At 45.8% G+C, this 20,998-nt stretch carries 11 protein-coding genes; 8 read left to right on the forward strand and 3 right to left on the reverse strand.

Going from position 1 to position 20,998, the window contains the following annotated elements:
* Window positions 1-961: 961 nt before the first annotated feature.
* Window positions 962-2,104: an acyltransferase family protein gene (locus X939_RS0121335; RefSeq protein WP_025765307.1), complete on the reverse strand. Its 1,143-nt coding sequence runs from the start codon at window positions 2,102-2,104 to the stop codon at window positions 962-964.
* A 324-nt stretch (window positions 2,105-2,428) separates the two neighbouring features.
* Here X939_RS0121335 and X939_RS0121340 point away from each other — a divergent pair, with 324 nt between their 5' ends.
* The 8 genes from X939_RS0121340 (at window position 2,429) to X939_RS0121375 (ending at window position 15,364) form a co-directional block, all read left to right on the forward strand.
* Complete coding sequence (locus X939_RS0121340) at window positions 2,429-2,995, forward strand: RNA polymerase sigma factor (protein ID WP_025765308.1); 567 nt, start codon at window positions 2,429-2,431, stop codon at window positions 2,993-2,995.
* Between the two features lie 141 nt (window positions 2,996-3,136).
* Window positions 3,137-4,375 carry a FecR family protein gene (locus X939_RS22750; RefSeq protein ID WP_025765309.1) on the forward strand — a complete coding sequence of 413 codons (1,239 nt, stop codon included), beginning with the start codon at window positions 3,137-3,139 and terminating at the stop codon, window positions 4,373-4,375.
* A 358-nt stretch (window positions 4,376-4,733) separates the two neighbouring features.
* The gene (locus X939_RS0121350; RefSeq protein WP_025765310.1) at window positions 4,734-8,228 is read left to right on the forward strand and encodes a TonB-dependent receptor; all 3,495 of its coding nucleotides are present in this window, start codon (window positions 4,734-4,736) and stop codon (window positions 8,226-8,228) included.
* A gap of 12 nt (window positions 8,229-8,240) precedes the next feature.
* Entirely contained in the window at window positions 8,241-9,923 is a 1,683-nt protein-coding gene (locus X939_RS0121355) for a RagB/SusD family nutrient uptake outer membrane protein (RefSeq protein WP_025765311.1), read from the forward strand.
* Between the two features lie 39 nt (window positions 9,924-9,962).
* Window positions 9,963-11,120, forward strand: coding sequence for a glycan-binding surface protein (locus tag X939_RS0121360; RefSeq protein WP_025765312.1), 1,158 nt, complete (start codon window positions 9,963-9,965; stop codon window positions 11,118-11,120).
* A gap of 27 nt (window positions 11,121-11,147) precedes the next feature.
* Entirely contained in the window at window positions 11,148-12,440 is a 1,293-nt protein-coding gene (locus X939_RS0121365; protein WP_025765313.1) for a hypothetical protein, read from the forward strand.
* A 25-nt stretch (window positions 12,441-12,465) separates the two neighbouring features.
* Complete coding sequence (locus X939_RS0121370; RefSeq protein WP_025765314.1) at window positions 12,466-14,202, forward strand: hypothetical protein; 1,737 nt, start codon at window positions 12,466-12,468, stop codon at window positions 14,200-14,202.
* Between the two features lie 250 nt (window positions 14,203-14,452).
* On the forward strand, window positions 14,453-15,364 hold the full coding sequence (locus tag X939_RS0121375; RefSeq protein ID WP_025765315.1) for a class I SAM-dependent methyltransferase: 912 nt from the start codon (window positions 14,453-14,455) through the stop codon (window positions 15,362-15,364).
* A 7-nt stretch (window positions 15,365-15,371) separates the two neighbouring features.
* Here X939_RS0121375 and X939_RS0121380 read toward each other — a convergent pair whose 3' ends face one another.
* On the reverse strand, window positions 15,372-16,550 hold the full coding sequence (locus tag X939_RS0121380; protein WP_025765316.1) for an NRAMP family divalent metal transporter: 1,179 nt from the start codon (window positions 16,548-16,550) through the stop codon (window positions 15,372-15,374).
* A gap of 23 nt (window positions 16,551-16,573) precedes the next feature.
* On the reverse strand, window positions 16,574-20,308 hold the full coding sequence (locus X939_RS0121385) for a hydantoinase B/oxoprolinase family protein (RefSeq protein WP_310588082.1): 3,735 nt from the start codon (window positions 20,306-20,308) through the stop codon (window positions 16,574-16,576).
* Window positions 20,309-20,998 lie beyond the last annotated feature (690 nt).

Raw genomic sequence — 20,998 nt, forward strand, 5'->3', positions numbered from 1 at the left:
TTGCCTATAACCTACACCCTAAATCGCCATCCTTTCATTATTTCCGCCCCGTTAGGGGTGGTATCTTAGTAGCAAAAAAAATGACCGGTCGACATTAGAGCCCCATCGGGGTGACATCTTAGTTATCATAAACGGCTTGGGTTATCGTCGGTCGGCCCTGGGCAGTAGGCTTCGAGATGCTGTCATTATTGCCGATTATGGGAATTAGAGAAAGCGTTAAAGTTTGAAAGTTAAAGGTTAAAGGTTAAAGCCGGTCCGTCGGGCGGTTAAAAGCGCTGGGCCTATTGTCTCAATAGGTTAAAGGTGTTAGGAGATAGGGATTAGCTAAAGCGTCAAAGCCTATTGCCTAACGCCTACAACCTAACGCCTATAACCTAACGCCTAATGCCTACAACCTACAGCCTAAATCGCCATCCTTTCATTATTTCCGCCCCGTTAGGGGTGGTCGCCTAATGCCTAACGCCTAACGCCTAATGCCTAACGCCTAACGCCTAATGCCTAACGCCTAACGCCTAATGCCTAACGCCTAACGCCTAATGCCTAACGCCTAACGCCTAATGCCTAACGCCTAACGCCTAATGCCTAACGCCTAACGCCTAATGCCTAACGCCTAACGCCTAATGCCTAACGCCTAACGCCTAATGCCTAACGCCTAACGCCTAATGCCTAACGCCTAACGCCTAATGCCTAACGCCTAACGCCTAATGCCTAACGCCAATTGCCAATTGCCTAGAGCCTAACGCCTAATGCCTAACGCCTAACGCCTAATGCCTAACGCCTACAACCTAACGCGTTAAAGGTTAAAGCCGTTTCGCCAGGCAGTTAAATGGGCTGGATCTAACGCCTAACGCCTACAACCTAACGCCTAACACCTAACGCCTACACCCTAGCTGGTTCACATTTAGTGGGGCATAGTTTCTGGAAGGGTACCGCAAGGTGTAAACTATGCTTTCCGTCGCTTCTAGGTTGATGCTTTTACAGGGACCTTATTTTTTCCACGCATTTCGAAATACTTTTTGACTTGAATCACAGGCTTTTCGTACAAATACCAGGAAGCTGTGGACAGCACGAGAAGTACTACTAAGCTTAACAATCTGGAACTAAAATCGGTTAAAGAGAGAGTAACTCCAGCGAAACGCTGCATTAACTTCAGTATCAAAGGAACAAGAACCGCTGGAACCAACATATGAAAGACATAGAGTCCGTAACTGATTTTACCAATATATTTCAGACTACTATGATTGAGAATTCGACCAAATATATTTGAAAAACCGCCTTGATAACTGGCACCAACTACAAGAAATAAAGCTATAAGAGACATAGAGGTGCGGAAAAAAAGGACGGCTGCAAAGTTGCCCTGGCCAGTCAGACAGAATGTTACAAAAGAAATTAGTCCGATCAAACCCCCATACCGTGCGAATTTTATGAATCTTTCGGATGGATCCGCTTGAGTGGAAACGTATGCCCATAATGCGCCTAATCCGAATGCGTCCAAACAGGTGGGCATATGTACGCCTTCATTGATATTAAGGAGGTGTAATACCACTCTGGAACTGATACCTAGGCCGATCAAACCAATGATGGAGGACTTTAGGTAAGGTCTTGGGACGCTTAAGACTATAAATGGAAACAAAATGTAAAACTGTTCTTCCACCGCCAATGACCAAAAGGGAGATAATACATCAGACCAATCATGAAGATACTCGATTAGGAAGTTGGAGGCATAGAGTATATAATAAGCAGGATAGGTATAAAACTGGGTGTTAATCGGGGAAATTATTGGGATATATTTTGCCAGCCATACTGCGAGTAATACCAGATAATAAAGAGGAAATATTCTCAGCATTCTTCGTGCCATAAATACTTTATAGGCCTTGGCAATGCCTCCATGATCCATTTTTTCGCGATAGCTGAGTAATATTCTTGTGATCAGAAAGCCACTTAGGACAAAGAAGATGGTGACGCCTAAAGGGCCATTAGCCAGAATATTGACCCCTTCTCCTTCTGGGAACCAGTGAAAAATGAGTACTAAAATAATCGCAATTGCTCTTAGTCCATCTAGTTGGGAAATATAAGAGGTATTAATTTCCTTATCTTTTTTCATATAAAGTTACCGTAGATCATAGCTATAAACTGCCAATTTAACTGTTTTTAAACGATATCTTGATAACAAGTAATCGCCTGATCCACTCCTGAAGGCCCGCTGATTTCATTATGTACCCTAAGGCTATGTGCTCAATATTCTTTTAAACTTGGATTTGATTAATTTTTATTAAATTTACTTTGAACTTTATGCAGAAAAACTATAATCATAGCAATGAATTTTTTTAGGCATAACAATTCCTTAAGTAGAACGAATATATGAGGGAAATTCTATAAAGTGAGGAAACGAGATTTAAACATTGAAGAACAGTGTGAAAAAAAGCTGATGCAAGCCTGTGCAATGGGCGATAGAAAGGCCTATGCCCAGCTCTATACCACTTATCTCCCTGAAGCCTTGCGCTATGTTTATCTTTTTACCAAAAACTGGGAAGACAGTGAGGAACTGGTTCAGGAGCTGTTTGTTTCTATTTGGGAAAAGCGGACATTTTTATCGACTGTAGGGTCCTTCAGGGCCTATTTGTTTGGAATGGCTAAGCATAGAGTCATCGATTTTAGCCGACATCAAAAAGTTCAAGAGCGTTACAGAGATAGTCTTTGCGATAGGTCGTCTGCCTTTTGTGAGAACCAGGGAGACTACGCTTTACTATATAATCAGTATCAAGCCACAGCTCAGGAGGCCATTGCCCTTTTGCCTGAGAAACGTAGGGAAGTTTTTTCCCTTCGGATGGAAGGAGAACTATCCTTGGACGAAATTTCGGAGAAACTTTCAATTTCTAAATCGGTTGTGAAAAAACAATTATATGCAGCCAATCAATTTGTTCGGGAATATTTGCGTAAGCATGCGGATATTGCAACGGACCTGATCTTACTGACCTACTTCCTTTTCCATTAGCGCTACAAAGCGATATTGGTTCAATTATAACTGTCTTATTTAGAGGTGGGTATGTTATAATAAGCCCTTAGATGCAAAAAAATATGGAAATAATTTAAGTCTGAGGGGTTCTTTTACCTCGCCACTACGTCTTTCTGACGTATGGATAAATCGCAACAAATATCATTTCTAAAACGCTATGCTGCTAACCAGCATAGTCCAGAAGAACATACCAATTTTTTGGAATGGTTTCATACCCTTTCCGAAGAGGATGCCTCGGCCGTGATGGACCTCTATGCAAGTGTAGTTTCCTCCGCTGAACATCCTATTCCCGTGGATAAGCAGCTGTTGCAAAATAGAATCGAGCAGGACTTAGATTACACTGATGGTGTCCTGATTGAAACCTCGAAGGGAATAGGCATAAACTGGTCGAGAATATGGCGTTTTGCCTCGGCAGCCATTATATTATGCATAATGGGTTTGGGGTATTTTATATATCGAAAGTCACAAAATGAACCCCAATTGGATCATCGCACTGCTTTGACAGAGGATATTCTCCCGGGTGGGAATCGAGCCGTTTTAACATTAGGAGATGGTTCTAAAATTGTGCTGAACGATGCGGAGGCCGGCGAAATAGCGCGTCAGGAGGGCGTACAAATCAGTAAGATCGCCGATGGTCAATTGCGGTATGCAGCTGTTTCATCAGCAGAAAAACTGGAAAAGGCGTTTATAAATGAAATAAGAACGCCTAAGGCCGGGCAGTATCGCATTGAGTTATCGGATGGTACAAAAGTATGGCTTAACTCAGCCTCTTCTATTAGGTTTCCAGCCAGTTTTGATAATCGGGCAAGGAAAGTTGAGATCACTGGTGAGGTTTATTTCGAGGTGGCAGGGCGTTATCATTCTGGCAAGAAGGTGCCATTCCAGGTTTATAGTAAGAGACAAAAAATTGAAGTTCTGGGCACCCATTTCAATATTCAATCATATGAAGACGAAACAGCAATAAGGACCACCCTTTTAGAAGGAAGTGTACGGGTGACAACCCTGGCAGCAGAGAAAGGTATGAGCGCCGATTCTGTTCTTTTAAAGCCAGGGGAGCAAGCCATTTACCGTACCCAGCTAGGGCCCATATCAGTCCAAAAAGTGGATGCCGAAGCGGCAGTGGCCTGGAAAACAGGATATTTCAAATTTAAGGATACTGAAATTCAGGAAGTAATGAGACAATTAGCCCGGTGGTACGACCTCGAGGTCGCGTACATTGGGACGCTTCCACAGGATCAATTCACAGGATATATATCTAAAAACGTCGCCATTTCTCAAGTTCTGAATATCCTTGAAGAAGGTGGAGGCGTTCGCTTTTCACTTCAAGGTAAGCAAGTGGAAGTTTATAACAAATATTAATATTTTAATAGCTACGTAAATAAAATCTAATAGTTATGAAACACAAATAACCCTTTCAATAAGAAATTAATATTGGAGAAGCCGCTTTGGAGAAGCCGCTTTGGAAAAGCCGCTTTGGAACTGACTCCAAAGCGACCGGTCAGAATACTCCCTGCCAGGAGATAAACTGACGAGGCGGTCAATCGATTTGAAAGTCCTACTTATTGCGAAATAGATTCTTTTCACGTTAACCAACCCTTGTAAAAGTATGAAATATGCTTTACTAAATCAATGTAGATCCACGGCCAGATGCACCCGATGGCGGAAAGTCATAAGGACTGCTGGCCCCACTCACTCCCAGTTCAAACTTATAAGGACCATGAAGCTAACTGCCTTCTTCTTATTGGCTGTCTTTATGCAAGTCAGTGCGGCCGTATATTCTCAGACCGTTAGACTTAACGAGCATAAAAGCGGACTCGAAAAAGTTTTCAACGAAATTAGAAAACAGACCGGATATAATTTTTTGTATAACAGTCGGCTTCTAAGAAATACGGATCCTGTTAACATAAAGGCAGAGAATGAGCCCTTACACCGGGTATTGGATCAGATTTTTGAAAACCAGCCCCTCACGTATTCCATTATCGAGCGTACGATTGTGGTTAAGAAGAAGAAGAGCCTATTAGAAAGTCTGATGCCTATTAAAGTTCAGGAAAATATGTCAACAACCGTTCCGAATAAACCTGAAATGGCTTCTGTGGATCGATTAGGCACACGAGTAATCACCCCGCTTATTATGGATAATGAGGTAACGGGGGTCGTTACAGATGAAAAAGGAGAGGCACTTCCTGGCGTAAGCATTGTGATCAAAGGCCTGCAAAAGGGAACTACTACCGATATGTATGGACGCTTTAAGCTTGCTGTTCCCCAAACTTCTTCGGTGTTAATCTTTTCTTTTGTAGGGTATCTAACTCAAGAGGTGATGGTAGGAAATCGTAATGCTCTTCAGATTGCATTGGTTGTAGATACCAAGGCCCTTGACGAAGTTGTAGTGGTAGGATATGGAGAGATGAAAAGGGCCGACCTGACCACCGCCCAAACTTCTGTTTCTGCCAAAGAAATTTCACGCACGGTTAATACGACCCTCGAACAGGCTATTCAGGGTAGGACTGCTGGCGTCTACATTACCCAGAATTCGGGTCAACCGGGGGGAGGTATTTCCGTAAATATCCGGGGTGTCAACTCTATAAATGGCTCTAATGAGCCCTTGTATGTCATTGATGGTGTGCAAATTCCTGGCGAAACGGCTGCTTTCGGGGCACAGAGTTCTTCCAATCCCTTAGCCGGACTTAATCCAGCCGATATAGAATCGATTGAGGTCCTGCAGGGGCCTTCAGCTACGGCCATATATGGTTCGAGAGCTACGAATGGGGTATTATTGATCACTACCAAAAGAGGCAAAGCGGGTGATTCGAAGATCAGCTACGGCCTGCAATATAGCATCCAGACCCCTCCTAAGCGGCTGGATGTTCTCAACCTTCGGCAATATGCCCAAATGGTAGGTGAATATCACGACGTGGCAGGAGGAACGACGCCCGAAGAGTTTTTGGACCCGTCTTTATTGGGAGAAGGTACCGACTGGCAGAAGGAGCTCTTTGAAAATGCAGTGATGGCCAAGCATCAGCTGAGTTTGAGCGGAGGCAATGATCGTACTACCTACTATCTTTCGGGTGAATATCTCAATCAGGAAGGGGTGGCAATAGGATCGGGTTTCGACCGATATGGGTTTCGGCTCAACCTGGATAATAAACCTCGGAAATGGCTATCCTTGGGTGCAAATTTGAGTTTTAATCAAACTAATGAAAATCTCACCACCAGTCAGGAAAATATTATTGCCAATGCCCTACGACTTACACCGCAGGTGCCTGTAAGAAATGTGGACGGAAGTTGGGGTGGTGGCGATGAAAATAATGGTGCTAACCAATATGCTCCTGTCAATCCTATTGCAATAGCGAACCTTACCACCAACAAACTGGTGAGGCGACAATTTTTAGGAGGGCTCAGCGTAGGTGTTGAACTCGCCAAAGGCTTAAGGTTTAGAACTTCTTTTAATACAAATTTAGGTTTTGCTAATTCCGATTATTATATCCCCACCTATAAAATAGGCTGGGCAGAGAACGTGACAGCAAGGCTTAACCAAGGGAGAAATGTCAATACCTATTGGAACTGGAATCAGCTGCTGGAGTATAATAATCAATTCGGAAAGCACAGTGTCAACCTCATGGTTAGTCATGAGGCACAGGAGTCGACTTGGAAAAATATGAGCGCCTCCCGTACAGGCTTCTTAACCGACGATGTGCTCGATCTGGAGGCTGGTGATGTTCTGACAGCGAGTAACAGTGGTGGATCAGGAACCTGGGGTATGGAGTCTTATCTTGGTCGATTGAATTATAATTATGATGATCGTTATATTTTGATGGGAACTGTTCGTCGGGATGGATCGGCCAATTTTGGAAAGGATAATAAATGGGGGATGTTCCCTTCGGTATCTGCTGCCTGGAGGATATCTCAGGAATCCTTTTTTAGCATACCTTTTATCAATGAGCTGAAGCTCCGTTTTGAAACCGGTATTACGGGGAATCAAGGGGGAAGTGGGGGGATTTATTCGCCCATGGGAACCGGAGCAACACCCACCGGTACCGGCTTTTTGCCAACTAAATACAGCAACCAGGGATTGAAGTGGGAGGAAACTAAAACCAATAATATCGGTATTAACGTTGCCTTCCTGGAAAACAGAATTCAGTTTGAATTTGATTATTATGTAAAAAACACGGACAATCTATTGATGACCCAGCCCCTTCCTTGGTATATGGGTACCAATGGTACTGGTTCTGTAGGGGCGCCTACCGTGAATATCGGAGCATTGCAAAATAAGGGTTTTGGCTTTTCTTTAAACACCACAAATGTTAATAAAGGTGGATTCAAATGGGAAACGAATTTTAATATTTCTAGTTTCAAAACCAAAATCAAGTCTTTCTATTCCGACAAGGCTTTCGTCGATCGTACCTCCTGGTGGCTGTCGGACTGGACACAACGCTCCGAAGTGGGGAAAGCACCGTGGCTGTTTAGAGGATATAGAGAAGTGGGGATTTTTCAGAACATAGCAGAAGTAGAATCCAGCCCACGCCCCATCGACAATCAGGGAGAATTACTTCCTGTTAATGAAGATAATATCTGGGTAGGCGACGTGAAATTCGGCGATCTCAATAACGATGGCCTCATCAATGAGCAGGATCTGACTACGATAGGAAATCCCTGGCCAAAGTTATTTGCGGGCTTAACCAATACCTTTACTTACAAAGGTTTCGATCTGAGTTTGCTCTTTACTTCCACCTATGGCAATGACATTTATAATTATTTGGCCAAACTCAATACCAATACCAATCACCTGAATTTAAGCCGAAATATGATGGTACATGCCATGAATTATGCTAAACCGGTGACCAATGATAATGGTGAGGTAGTTCTCGCAAATCCGGATACAGATGTGCCCAGAATTTCCAATGGTCCGAATGGAAATTTTACCAGGCATACGGATAAATGGGTAGAAGATGGCTCCTTTATTCGGCTCAAGAATATAACCCTGACTTATAATGTACCCTCTTCTTTTATGAACAAACAGAAAGTAGTGAAAGGGGCAAGATTTTCCATAGGGGCACAAAATGTCTGGACCCTTACGCGCTATTCCGGTTTTGATCCTGAGGTAGGGGCCTACGTATCCCGGGACGCCAGTCCTGGAAATCAGGCAATTGGATTAGATTTTGGGCGCTATCCTTTAACGCCGGTATATACATTTAGCCTTGGTCTTGACTTTTAAAATTTATTCCCGATGAAAGATATAAATACAATTAAACGATTGCTGATAAGTCTGCTGGTGCTCTCCATAGCCCTGGGATGCAAGGAGGATTTCCTTGAACGCCCCCCGACCGACTCGATCGTAGATGCCAGTTTCTATAAAAACGACGATCAGGTATTAGGGGCTACCGGTCTACTATATAGCAAAGTTTGGTTTGATTATAACGACAAAGCCTCCTATAATATCGGAGACTTCAGGTCGGGCACCACCTTTTCTGCTTATAACGACCGGGGTAACGTGCTTTTTAATACTACCGGCACTACCCCGGAAAATGGGCAGGCGTGGCGTGCGTTCTTTAATGTGGTAGGTCAGTCGAACTTAGCCATCAGTAATATAAACCGTTATGCGGGCGAAGCGGTGAGTCCCGCCATGAAAAGACATGGAATAGCGGAAGCACGATTTATGAGAGCGGTAGCCTATCGACATTTGGTAATGAACTGGGGTGCCGTTCCCATCATAGAGGACAATTTGAAAATTCTTTCGGATACCACCATACAACGAAATACACCGGAAAGTGTTTGGCGGTTTATCACCTCCGAAATGCGTGCGGTTGCTGCAGATTTACCCGCTACTCCCATTCGTCCGGGACGGATTACCAGATGGAGTGCTGAGGGTATGCTGGCGCGCTTTTATCTTACCCGTGCTGGTGTAGGTGCAACAGGAAATAAACGTAATCAGATGTATCTGGATAGTGCCAAATATTACTCCGAAAGAGTAATTACCCTAAGTGGTGCCTCATTGCTTCGAAACTATGCCGATCTTTTTCGTTATCCATACGATAATAATGCAGAATCGTTATTCTCCTTGCAATGGGTGTTCTCTCCGGGTGCCTGGGGCACGCAAAATTCTACTCCAGCCTATTTGGCTTATAGTAGCGACATCGCCAATGGTGATGGCTGGGGAGGTGATAAAAGTGCAACCTGGTGGATGATCAGCCAATATGAAGGAATAGATATTACTCCCTCCGGGATGAAAGGACGGACCTTGGATCAGCGTCTTAAGGCTACCTACATGCTTCCTGGAGCCTCTTATCCGGAGATTACCCAGACCATTCCGGGGGGAGAGCAGAAGCTTATATTTCCCTTCAATAATGCCAGTAGTAAGAGCAATTATTTATCCATCAAAAAATATGTTACAGGTAAGGCTAAAGATGTAGGTGGACAGGCAGCACAGCAAAATTATGGTCATGATACCTATATGTTGCGCCTGGCGGAGATGTATCTGATTTACGCCGAGGCTGCTCTTGGCGATGCGCCTACGACTACAGATGCCAAAGCACTCGCCTATTTTAACAAAGTGCATACACGGGCGGGGCTTCCTGCCGTAGAGACGGCTCTTAACTTCGGTATGATTTTCAAAGAAAGACTCTGCGAATTCGCAATGGAAGGCATTGCCTGGTACGATTTGGTGAGTCTGCACTATTATAACCCGACCAAGGCCTATGGCATATTAAATCAACAGGACAGGGGCCTTTTCTTCACCGAGCCCGATCAGATGCCTAATCCTACGTCCTGGACTTTTACCAAGACTTCCTGGGCCAATAACGATCGCACCATCAATGCTAATGCAGGTAATTTCTTTTTGCCTATTCCATCGGCAGAACTTAGCCAGGCACCTAACCTGCTGAAACCAGCTATCGACTATTATGCTAAGTAAATTGGGCTTTTTTTGACCAAATGTTAAAAATGATTTATCATGATCAATTCATATAAAAAAAACGGTGTTATAGGGCTGATTCTAATGCTCACAGTCCTATTGGGGGGATGCTCGGACAAAGACCTTCCCAATCAGGGAGAGCCTCTAATTGAGTATATCAGAGTGTCTAAACCCGAGTCGTCAGACTCCCTTTTAATAGGGGCTTCTCAAGGGAGTCTCATTGCTATAGTGGGGCAGAATCTTCAGGATACCAGAGAAATTTGGTTCAACGACCAAAGGGCTTCCTTGACCCCTACTTATGTTTCCGCCCAAAGCATTCTGGTACGGACCCCTTCCAATATTCCCACCGAGATCAATAATAAGATGACCTTAGTGTTTGGTAATGGGCAAAGGTTAGAGCATAATTTTAAGATAGAAATTAGCAAACCGGTGGTAAGTGCCATGAATAGTGAGTTTGTACTCACCGGAGAGATCGCCACCATTCGGGGTAACTATTTCTATCCACCCCTGACTGTCACCTTCGCCGGAAACGTGGAAGGTGAAGTGGTTAGTGTGGATGATCAGCTTATGCAGGTGCGTATTCCCGAGGGTGCCCTTCCAGGCCAGATTGTTGTAAAGACCAATTTTGGCGAAGCCAAGTCCGACTTTTGGTTCAGAGATAACCGGAATATTTTTTTAAGTAGTGATCCATTTACTGGCTGGTGGAATAAGGACTTTGTGGTTAGCAACCCCGGAGAGGGTGATCCCAAAGCCATCAATGGCAATTATATTCGTGTTAAAAAAATAATCCCCAGTTGGGCCTGGACTGAAGTCGCTGGTGGTCCTCCCGATGCTATGGGGCCTATTAGTAAGAATATTCCTGACGAAGCCATTCTCAGTCCTGATAAGTATAATTTAAAATTTGAGGTCAACACAATCAAGCCATATACGGCTAATGTGTTGAAATTGAATATTGGCCTCAGCGATTTTAATAATGATCAATTCACATGGATGCCCCCCTACGATACCAAAGGGGAATGGAAAACCGTAGTGATTCCATTTGAGGAACTTGCTGCCGCCTACGAAAAGGCGGGCGTGAAAATGCGCGTAAATCCTAATGGCTACCACACCAGATTGTTGTTCCATGGAGGTGGGGAACTGGACTGTGATATTTCCTTCGACAATTTCCGTATAGTGCCTAAGATTATCAAAGAGTAAGGGTCTCATTTTTAAAGTATTGAATATATGGATATCATATCTAAACATCATATGAGGAGTCTGGTTTGGCTCTTATTATTAATAGTACTGGGGGCGGGTTGCAATGACGACGAAGTAGGTGCGACATCCGAGGTGCAGCTACTTAGCTTTGGCCCTACTGGATCCAAGCCGGGAGAAACGCTTATATTTATTGGTAATAATCTCGACAAGGTTACGTCCATCGAACTTGTTGGCGCTACCGTAGACAGAGCAGCATTTGCTATTCAAACTCCCTCAAGGATTGAATTTACCATCCCTAAAGAAAGCGGAGAAGGAAAGGTCATTCTTAAAACCCCTGCCGGGGACCTTACCTCTAAAACGATCCTGAGTTTTGAGGTACTCCCTACTATTGCCAGTATTCCCATAGAAGCCCGCCCCGGCTCCAATATTACCATCAAGGGCGACTTCCTGCAATGGGTAAAGGGCGTGCGGTTTGCCAAAGATACCACCGTAACCGCCTTTGTGAGCCAGTCGTATTCTGAACTGGTAGTTACTGTTCCCATGAATGCGCAAAGCGGGACTGTGGTATTTTTAGGTGGTGGAACTGAACCCGTAAATATTGAGTCGGAAAAAGAGCTGGCCATAACACTTCCAAAATTAACGGAAATTACGCCCATACCCGCAGAAAGAGGAAAACCGATAAGTCTGAAAGGAAAGGATCTGGATTTGGTGAAAAGCGTGATGTTCAAAGGGTCAGCGGAAGCTGTAACGGAATTTATCAGTAAAACACCTACAGAACTGCAGCTGATGGTTCCGGAAAAAGCAGCGAAAGGCCTCGTCTCTATCATGAGCTACTCGGGAATTATCATAGATTCGACGCAACCTCTGACTTTTGTAGGAGACCTGCCCGATCTTCCCCCGCTGACCTATGCGATCTACGACGATAAACTGATGAACGGCTGGCAAGACTGGGGTTGGGGAAATACCAATGATAAAGCTAGCACGGAGTTGGTGAGAATGGGGCTGGCTGCTATAAAAGTTGATTTTAAAGGGAGCTGGGGTGCAATCAAGTTTGCAAATGGAAGTTTAAATACAACTCCATATGCACTGGTTACTTTCTCGGTTTATGGTGGGAAAGATACTGATGGGAAGAAGATGAACGTTGCGGCTAATGGGGGGAAGGCTCTTTCAATATCCATAAAAGAAGGAGCCTGGACCACCTTTAACTTAAGCCTGAAAGATCTAGGCGAGCCAGGAGTTCTTAAGGACCTGTCCCTGCAAGAAACGGGTTGGTCAGGTACGGTGTACATAGATCATGTAGGTTTGAAATCGGAAAAATAATCATTCATTTTTAGGTATATATCGGATGAAAAATTTCAGCCGATCCATGACGACTGTAATGGTCGTCTGGATCTTTATGCTCATCGTTGTCTCCTGCAAAAACGGCGAAGCAGTCCCACAGACAGGCGCACCACATTTGTCGGAAATCGTTACTCCAGTAGACCCGGATCTGGCTCAGACGGTAGGTTTTTTTATGGAATACTGGAATACAAAGTCATTTGAGATACCCCCTTTCGAACAAGGTATTGTTCCTGCCTCGGCATCTCATGAAATAGCCGTAGACGCGGCCAAGGTATTGGCCAAAATTCCTCCTGCTGTTTATGCCCATAATGCCAATATATGGATGCATAGGATGGTGGATGCCCCTGCTTTTATGTCGCATATTGCTACCCTTAAACCCCAGGTTATACGTTGGCCAGCGGGGAGTGGCAGTGATGCCTATTTCTGGAATGCCCAACCCGGGCAGCTACCTGCCGACGTGCCGGCCAAACTCCTCGACAAAGAGGGGATAGAGAAGGAGCCTGGCTACGAAACAGGGAACCCTAAAGTAAGCTGGCGAGGCTCCTTGGAGAATTACTATCAGGTGTTATCCCACAGCCAGAGTAAGGGGCTTATCACCGTTAACTATGGTTATGCCCGATACGGCACTAGTGCCAATCCTGTTGCTGCGGCCGCACATCTTGCAGCAGAATGGGTACGCTACGATAAAGGCCGTACTCCTTACTGGGAGGTGGGCAATGAAAATTTTGGTGATTGGGAATGGGGCTACCGAATCGATGTCTCTAAGAACAAAGATGGACAACCCGAATTCATCAATGGGAAGCTATATGCGGAGCATTTTAAAGTCTTCGCCGACTCCATGCACAAGGCAGCAGCAGAGATTGGCGCCAGCATCAAAGTTGGTGCTGTGCTTTTCGATGCCCCTGCTCTGGAACCCTGGCAGACGCCTACGGTCAAGACCTGGAACACCTCCGTTCTGAGCAATATAGCCGATGCCGCAGACTATTATGTTGTCCATAATTATTTTACTCCTTACAAGCAGAACTCCAAAGCCAATGAAATTATAAAGGCGGCAGAACAGGTTCCAGGTGAAATGATGTCCTACCTAAAAAGTACTTTCAAGGCTACAGGGGCGAAGTTGAAACCAATTTCCATGTCCGAATGGAATATGTGGGCCGAAGGAGCCAAGCAGCAAGTATCCAACGTAAGTGGACTCTTTGCTGTGATGGTGGTGGTTGAGGCTATTAAGTCGGGTTATGGCCTAGCCGCACGTTGGGACCTCTTTAATAGTTGGGCCAATGGAGACGACCATGGTTTATTTAGTGATGGCCGAGAGCCGGGTGTTGCTATTTGGACACCAAGGCCGTCGTTTCATTATATGTATTTTTTGCAAAAATGCATGGGTGATCGAATGGTTTCTGCAGAGTCGCCTGTGCCGCAGTTGAAAACCTATGCTTCTACCTTTACCAGTGGGGAGACCGGAGTCGTTGTCATCAACGAATCGGCCGGAGCGAAAGCCATACAAATCAAACTCAATAATAAGCGATATGGAAAACGTTATTATTGGTATCAGTTGGAAGGAGGAGACGATAATGGTGAGTTCTCCAGGAAAGTGCTTGTAAATGGACAGGGTCCAAGCCAAGTAGCCGGGGGCCCCCAGGCCTATACAAGCCTGAAGGCCCGATCTGCTTCTATCGAAGGAGGTATTAAAGTCACCATCCCTCCCCTAGGGGCCGTCATGTTGGTAGTAGATAAGCCTTAACCCAACATTCCCCGCCTTCGACATGCTCAGGCTGACAGATAAGTATTTAAGGAGCCTTCGACAGGCTCAGGGGATTATTAGATGAGCTTTATGGCGGTGACTTAAGTGCGATTCTTAATTATTATTTAATCCATTCTATAGCGTATGGCAAAGTAATTATAAGTTATTTACTGCTTTCCTTTAATAGTATAATAGGGCTTTCTTTCGTTTTAAATTTTCCACAATTAGTATTAAGCAAATTAATTAATATATGTCTGTAGAAAGCATTAGTCACCAGGCACATGCCAGTTGGTATAAGGTTCAGTATGAAACTAAAGATGCTCAGGAAAAAGCTATCGCAGACTGGCAATTCGATCAAGAAAATAATACTGTGAACCATTGGATTCACCAGCGTTTGCTAAACCTGGCAACACCTCTGACCTTAGAGAAGAAACAATGGTTGACGGTTGGTGATGGCTATGGATTTGATGCTAATTTTTTTTATAAAAAAGGACTGGATGTTACTGCTTCCGATATCTCAGATACTTTTCTGCCACTATCACACCAGCATGGTCTTTTCCAAAAATATGCAGTGGAGAATGCTGAGAAATTAACCTTCGCTGATAATTCTTTTGATTATGTTTTCTGTAAGGAGGCATATCACCATTTTCCTAGGCCTTATATGGCGGTCTATGAAATGATCAGAGTGGCTCGGGAAGGGGTGGTGCTCATAGAGCCGCACGATCCGGTCTCAAAAATGCCACTTCTCTTGGCGGCTCGAAATATCATAGACCGGGTGGACACCGCCTTACTTCAGAAATACTGGAAAAATCGCTATTCTTTTGAAGAGGTAGGTAATTATGTTTTTAAATTGTCGGAAAGAGAAATTGACAAGCTAGCCAATGGAATCGGTATGAAAATGGTAGCCTTTAAAGGAATCAATAATAATTACCACAGCCCCCAGGTAGCGAAGGAAAAAGCAGATGCATCTTCCCCTGCTTTTAGGAAGATTCTACGAAAATTACGCATTCATAATGCATTATCCCGCCTATCTCTGATGCCAACTCAAGTTCTATCTGCCATTATATTCAAGAAAATACCTTCAGAAAATACACTTGCTGCCCTGAAAAAGGAGGGGTATCAACTTCATTTTTTTCCTGTTAACCCTTATGCTAATCGATAGGAAACGATTAACCCTTATACGCCCCAAGTGCTTCTATTCCCAGCCAGAGTAACAGCAGTACCACCATCCAACCCAGTATCGATAGCCATTTGGGATGCTGGTAATTGCCCATAATCCGCTTGTTTCGAACGGCTATGAGCAAGATGAACAAGGCAAAGGGTAGGACGAAACCGTTGAGGGTGCCCACCCATATTAAGACTTTTACGGGCGTGCCTACTAATAGAAAAATTACCGCAGACATGAGTATGAAAACTATGGTTAGTTTTTCTTGGTACTTTTCAATTAATGGGTGAAAACTCCGTAAGAAGGTCAGCGAAGTATAGGCGGCCCCTATGACCGAAGTGATGGCCGCCGACCAGATCATAAGTCCAAAAAGTTGTCGGCCCAAAGATCCTGTGGCATTTTCAAACACCGAAGCGGTAGGGTTTCCAGCATCGATATTAGTAATCTTCAACACGACTCCCAAGGTCGCCAGAAACAACAGATACCGAATGACAGCGGTGAGCAAAATGGCTGTTCCTGCTCCACGGTTGGTTTCCGACAGGTCCTTGGTTCCATTGAACCCGGAGTCCAGCAGTCGGTGTGCGCCGGCAAAGGAGATATACCCGCCCACTGTCCCACCCACCAAGGTAATGGTTGCCAAGGCGTCAAATTCCTGAGGAACGATGCTATGCCGGAGGGCCAGCGCCAAGGGTGGGCGGGCTATAAAGGCCACGACGAGGATCAGCAGGATCATCCCCAAGCCTAGAATCTTGGTGAGCAGATCCATTTTTTGTCCTGCCTCCTTAAAGAGAAAAATAGAAATGGCAATCAGGGCACTGATGCCTGCTCCGATTTTTACGGGTATGCCTGTCAGTGCTTCTATTCCCAGTCCGGCCCCAGCTAGATTACCAATATTAAACGCTAGGCCTCCTATGACGACCAGTAGGGCCAAAACATACCCCAGACCTGGATACAGCTCATTGGCCAGATCCTGGGCCCTTTTGCCAGAAACCACGATAATCTGCCATATATTATACTGTACACATAAGTCGATCAGCACCGAAAGTAAGATCACAAAACCGAAGCTAGTGGTCAGTTTCTGGGTGAACACGGTCGTCTGGGTTAAAAAACCGGGCCCTACCGCTGAGGTCGCCATCAGGAACGCAGCTCCCAACAGACGATTTCCATGGTTTCGTTTGATCATGAGTATTACTTGGATTTAATAGTCTACGATTGGTCACTACCAAAGCCACCCCCTCCCGGTGTCTCGATCTTGATGACATCTCCCTGCTCTACATCCAGGCTGCATATGCCAGGCAGTACTATCGTTTCAGCATCTTTTTTCAAGAGAGTATGGCGGCCACAGGCGCCAGGCTGCCCGCCCGATAATCCATAAGGGGCCACTGTTCGGTGTTGGCCTATAAGTGTTACTTTTACTGGTTTCAAAAAGGCGATGATGCGACGTATGCCATTGCCTCCGTGCTGGTGTCCAGCTCCTCCGGAATTTTTTCGAATACCAAATTCCAGTAGTCGTACCGGGTATTTCAGTTCCAACGGCTCCGGATCGGTGATGCGGGTATTGGTCATATGCTGGTGCACTGCCGAGCGTCCGGGGTGGTTCTTGCCGGCACCCGTTCCACCTCCTATGGTTTCGTAATAACCGAAGCTGTTGTCCCCAAAAAGAAAATTATTCATCGTCCCCTGGCTACAGGCCGACAGGTCGAAGGCTTTTAACAAGGTGTCTACTAGCCTTTGACTGACCTCCGTATTTCCTCCTACCACGGCGGGGCATTCCCGGGGGTTGTCGGAGAAGTCAGGATGTAAGAAGCTATTGGCGGGGAGTACCAAGGATACATTTCGCATCAGCCCGTCGTTTAAAGGGACGTTTTTATCAATGAGTAGTCGGAAGACGTACAGGATTGCGCTGTAGAGGATGGAAATATTGGCATTCAGATTATTTGGGTGTACCAGAGATGTTCCCGTAAAGTCGAAAACCTGCTTTTCTTTGGTAATATGTATGCTGACCCTGATCTCATGTCCATCATCAAGCCTTTCCATTGCCGTGAATGTTCGATCCAGATGCGGTAGCAAGGCTTGGTTCAACTGACTTTCTGCACTTTTTTTCAGTAAACGCATGTAATTTTTTACCGCTTCCAATCCTGCCTGGGCCACCAGTTCCAGGAGCTGGGTGCTGCCTTTCTTTAGTGCCGACAGTGCCGCAATGATGTCGGCTTCGTTGGAGGGGTAGGAGCGGGTGGGGTAGGGGCCATCCAGAAACAGCTTACGCAGGCTGTCCCACTGGAATTCATTATTTTTTACCAAATACTGTGGGAGGATTACCACTCCTTCTTCCGCCAGATTCACGGCGTCGGGAGGCATGGAGCCGGGTGTTTTGCCCCCCACTTCGGCATGATGCGCCCTGTTGATTACATAGCCTACGCATTGCCTATCTGGCGTAAAAACACCGGCAATCAGGGTAATATCGGGTAAATGTGATCCCCCGTATTTGGGATGATTGGTGATAACGACATCCCCAGGTCCTATGTCGATAAAGTCGCGAACCAATCGGGTGCAAATACCCATGCTCCCCAAATGCACGGGTATATGCTGTGCATTAACGAGTAGCTCGCCGTCGAAGTCCACTAGGGCACAGGAAAAATCCAAACGCTCCTTTACATTGACCGAATAGGCCGTACGCTGCAGCTGGGCACCCATCTCGTCGGCTATGGCGGCAAAGCGGTTGGCGTAGAGCTGGAGAGCCACCGCTTCGTTTTCTTCCTCCCCGCTATTGGTCTTTTCAGTAGTCCTGAAAGCAATGGCATCTTTATACTGCTGTATTACCAGTTTCCAGCCTTCGGGCAGGAAGGTTGTGGACGTATTATTGAGCAAAATACAGGGGCCAACGAGGGCATCGCCAGCCTCCAGTTCGTCCCAATCGAAACAGGGGAATGCGTCGTCCGACGTCTTACTAGAAGCGATGACTCTTCCTTCGCTTAGGATCGATGCGGGACGTATCGCTTCTGAAGCCTCCTGGGCCATCAGCCGGAAACTTTCTACCTCCACAACGCCCTTGCTGGGGTAGTAGCCAAATTGCGCACGGTATTGTGCTTCAAACCGCTGCAGGGTATCCGCACCGTGGTAGGCTATTTCAAGACTGTTTTCCTGTCCCACAAAACGCAGGAATACCTTGCTAAAAAGAACGGTATAGGCATCGATTCCCTGGAGCGAGAGCTCCATGGCCGCCTCCTTTTCCATGTCCTGGGACAGACGATCCAGATCTGCGGCTATTTCTGGCCAGGATTTTAGGATCTGCCGGGAGACGATCACGCTGTTCAGCGCCTCACCCATGCCTACCGCACTAAACAGCCCTGCATCATAGGGGACGATCACCCGGGTGATACCCAGCAAATCGGCGAGTTGACAGCTGTGCAGGCCCCCGGCACCTCCAAACGTTACCAGAGCATGGTCGGTGGGATCTATTCCTTTGGCAACGGAAATTGTCCGGATGGCATCGGCCATTTTTTCATTGGCTATTTTTTCAAAACCCGATAAAACCTCCTGGTCGCTGAGCCAGTTTCCTGAGCTGACATGTATAGCCTGTTGTATGTCCTGCAATGCCGCTTGCGCCGGACGTACGTCGATCGGGATACCGAAGCGGGCGGGGTTGAGTTTGCCCAGCAGAAGATTGATGTCGGTCATGGTCAGGGGGCCACCCGCTCCATAGCAGGCAGGGCCTGGCGCCGCCCCGGCACTGTGGGGGCCTACTTTCAGCGAGAAACCGTCGTACCAGCAGATAGAGCCTCCACCGGCTGCTACCGTTTCGATGGCCAGGGCAGGATTATGAAGTTCCAATCCGTCTATTTCAGTAATGTATTGTAGTTCGGGTAGACGGTCTATACGAGCAGTATCGGTGCTGGTTCCACCCATATCGAAGGTGATTACTTTCTCGAAGCCAAAGCGTTTGGCGATGTTGGTGGCGGCGACCATTCCGCCGGCTGGGCCACTGAGGAGGCTATCTTTCGCCTGAAAAGCATGGGCCTCCGACAGGCTTCCGGCGCTGTTCATCACCCGCAGCCGTCCCGCCGAAATGGACTTCGCAATATTGCTCAAGTAGGCATCCAATACCGGCTCCAGATAGGCGTTGACAACGGCAGTCTGGCTACGCCGCTGGTAGTGGGAAAAGGCATAGAGCTGGGAGGAAAAGGAAATATGACGGAAACCTTGCTCCTTTAAAAAGGCCGCTAATTGCCGCTCATGCTCATTATTTTTATAGGAATGCAATAGGGAGATAGCCACCGAGTCGAAATGGTGAACATCGGGGCAATGGATGGAAGATAGGTCCAAGGGTTTTATTATAGTGCCCTGAGCATCCATGCGGGCGTCTATTTCCAATACACCGGTATAGAATAATGCAGGCTCGGGGATATGTAGCTGAAACAATTCGGGGCGTTGCTGACTGCCGATATATAAGAGGTCTTTAAAACCTTTGGTGACGACCAGCAAAGTGCGTGCCCCTTTTCGTTCGAGCAAGGCGTTGGTGCCTTTGGTGGTCCCCAGGCGCATGTCTATAGGAGGTAATGCATCGGAAAGAGGGGTCTGGGTCAGCAGGCGAGCCGCAAATATCGGCGCCTCTTCCCCACTAAATACTTCAAAATCCTGTGTATTTGGCAGGTCGAAATCCGTGCTCAGTTCTATAAGTCCTTTCGCAAAGTTTAGGGATATGACGGTAGAAGTTAGTTCTGTCCCCGGCAGCTTCAGGGTGAAGCCCACCAACAGATCGTCGGGAAAGTGCCAGGACGATTCGAAGTGATAATGTTGCGGGGTAATTTTCTTTGTGATACGACCTCTTAGCCGTGCAGAGCTCAGTACTTTGATGCGCGTTACCATGCCGGCAGGGCTTTGGGCCAGACAATCGGTAAATGTACCGCCGGTATCGATATTTATTTTCCAGATGGGGTTCAAGATAATCCTTAGGTTGAATCAGATAATGATTAGAGCCAACAATTTAAGGGTTATTCTTAGAACGAGGTTCTGGCAAATGGTGAAAACGTCTTTTTCTTCAGAAAGAGGTATGGAAATCAGAATCGACTGAGCCGTGTAATCCCATAGTCTTTGTTTCAAAAACCTCCCTACGAAAATATCCGATTTTACCTTCGTCTATGTATTCAGAGTTAGAAAAGACGAATTCTATGTTGCTTATCAAACTTCTGGATTCAGTTCGTTTAAATTTGAGTCAAGTATATCTGAATTGTTTTCTCTTCCAATAAAGAGGCGGATTGATATCCTGAAGATGCCTTTGATTTTTGTGGTTGCCAAAATTTGGCCCGAAAAACTGCCTCAAAATGGCAGCAGATTCTAGACCGGCTCGTCTCTATTCATGGTAAATACGTATATGCTTTACCGTAATTACTATCATAGCTATCATAGGTTTTTATAAGGACTATAGAATTAATGCCGGGAAGAGGGAAGATTCTAGGTTACATGAGCCTTTAACTGAAATGTAAAATTGGTCGTAGGGATATATTTTGGTGGCTAATTGATCGAAATCTCCATCCCCAAAAAAATCAGCTCCAAAGTTGTCTGGAGAAAGGGCCAGAAGATGGAAAATAGATGTAGAGTAGAATCAGATTAACGGTATAATTTGAGTAAAAT

This window comes from Dyadobacter tibetensis Y620-1 (genome assembly GCF_000566685.1).
GTDB lineage: Bacteria > Bacteroidota > Bacteroidia > Cytophagales > Spirosomataceae > Dyadobacter > Dyadobacter tibetensis.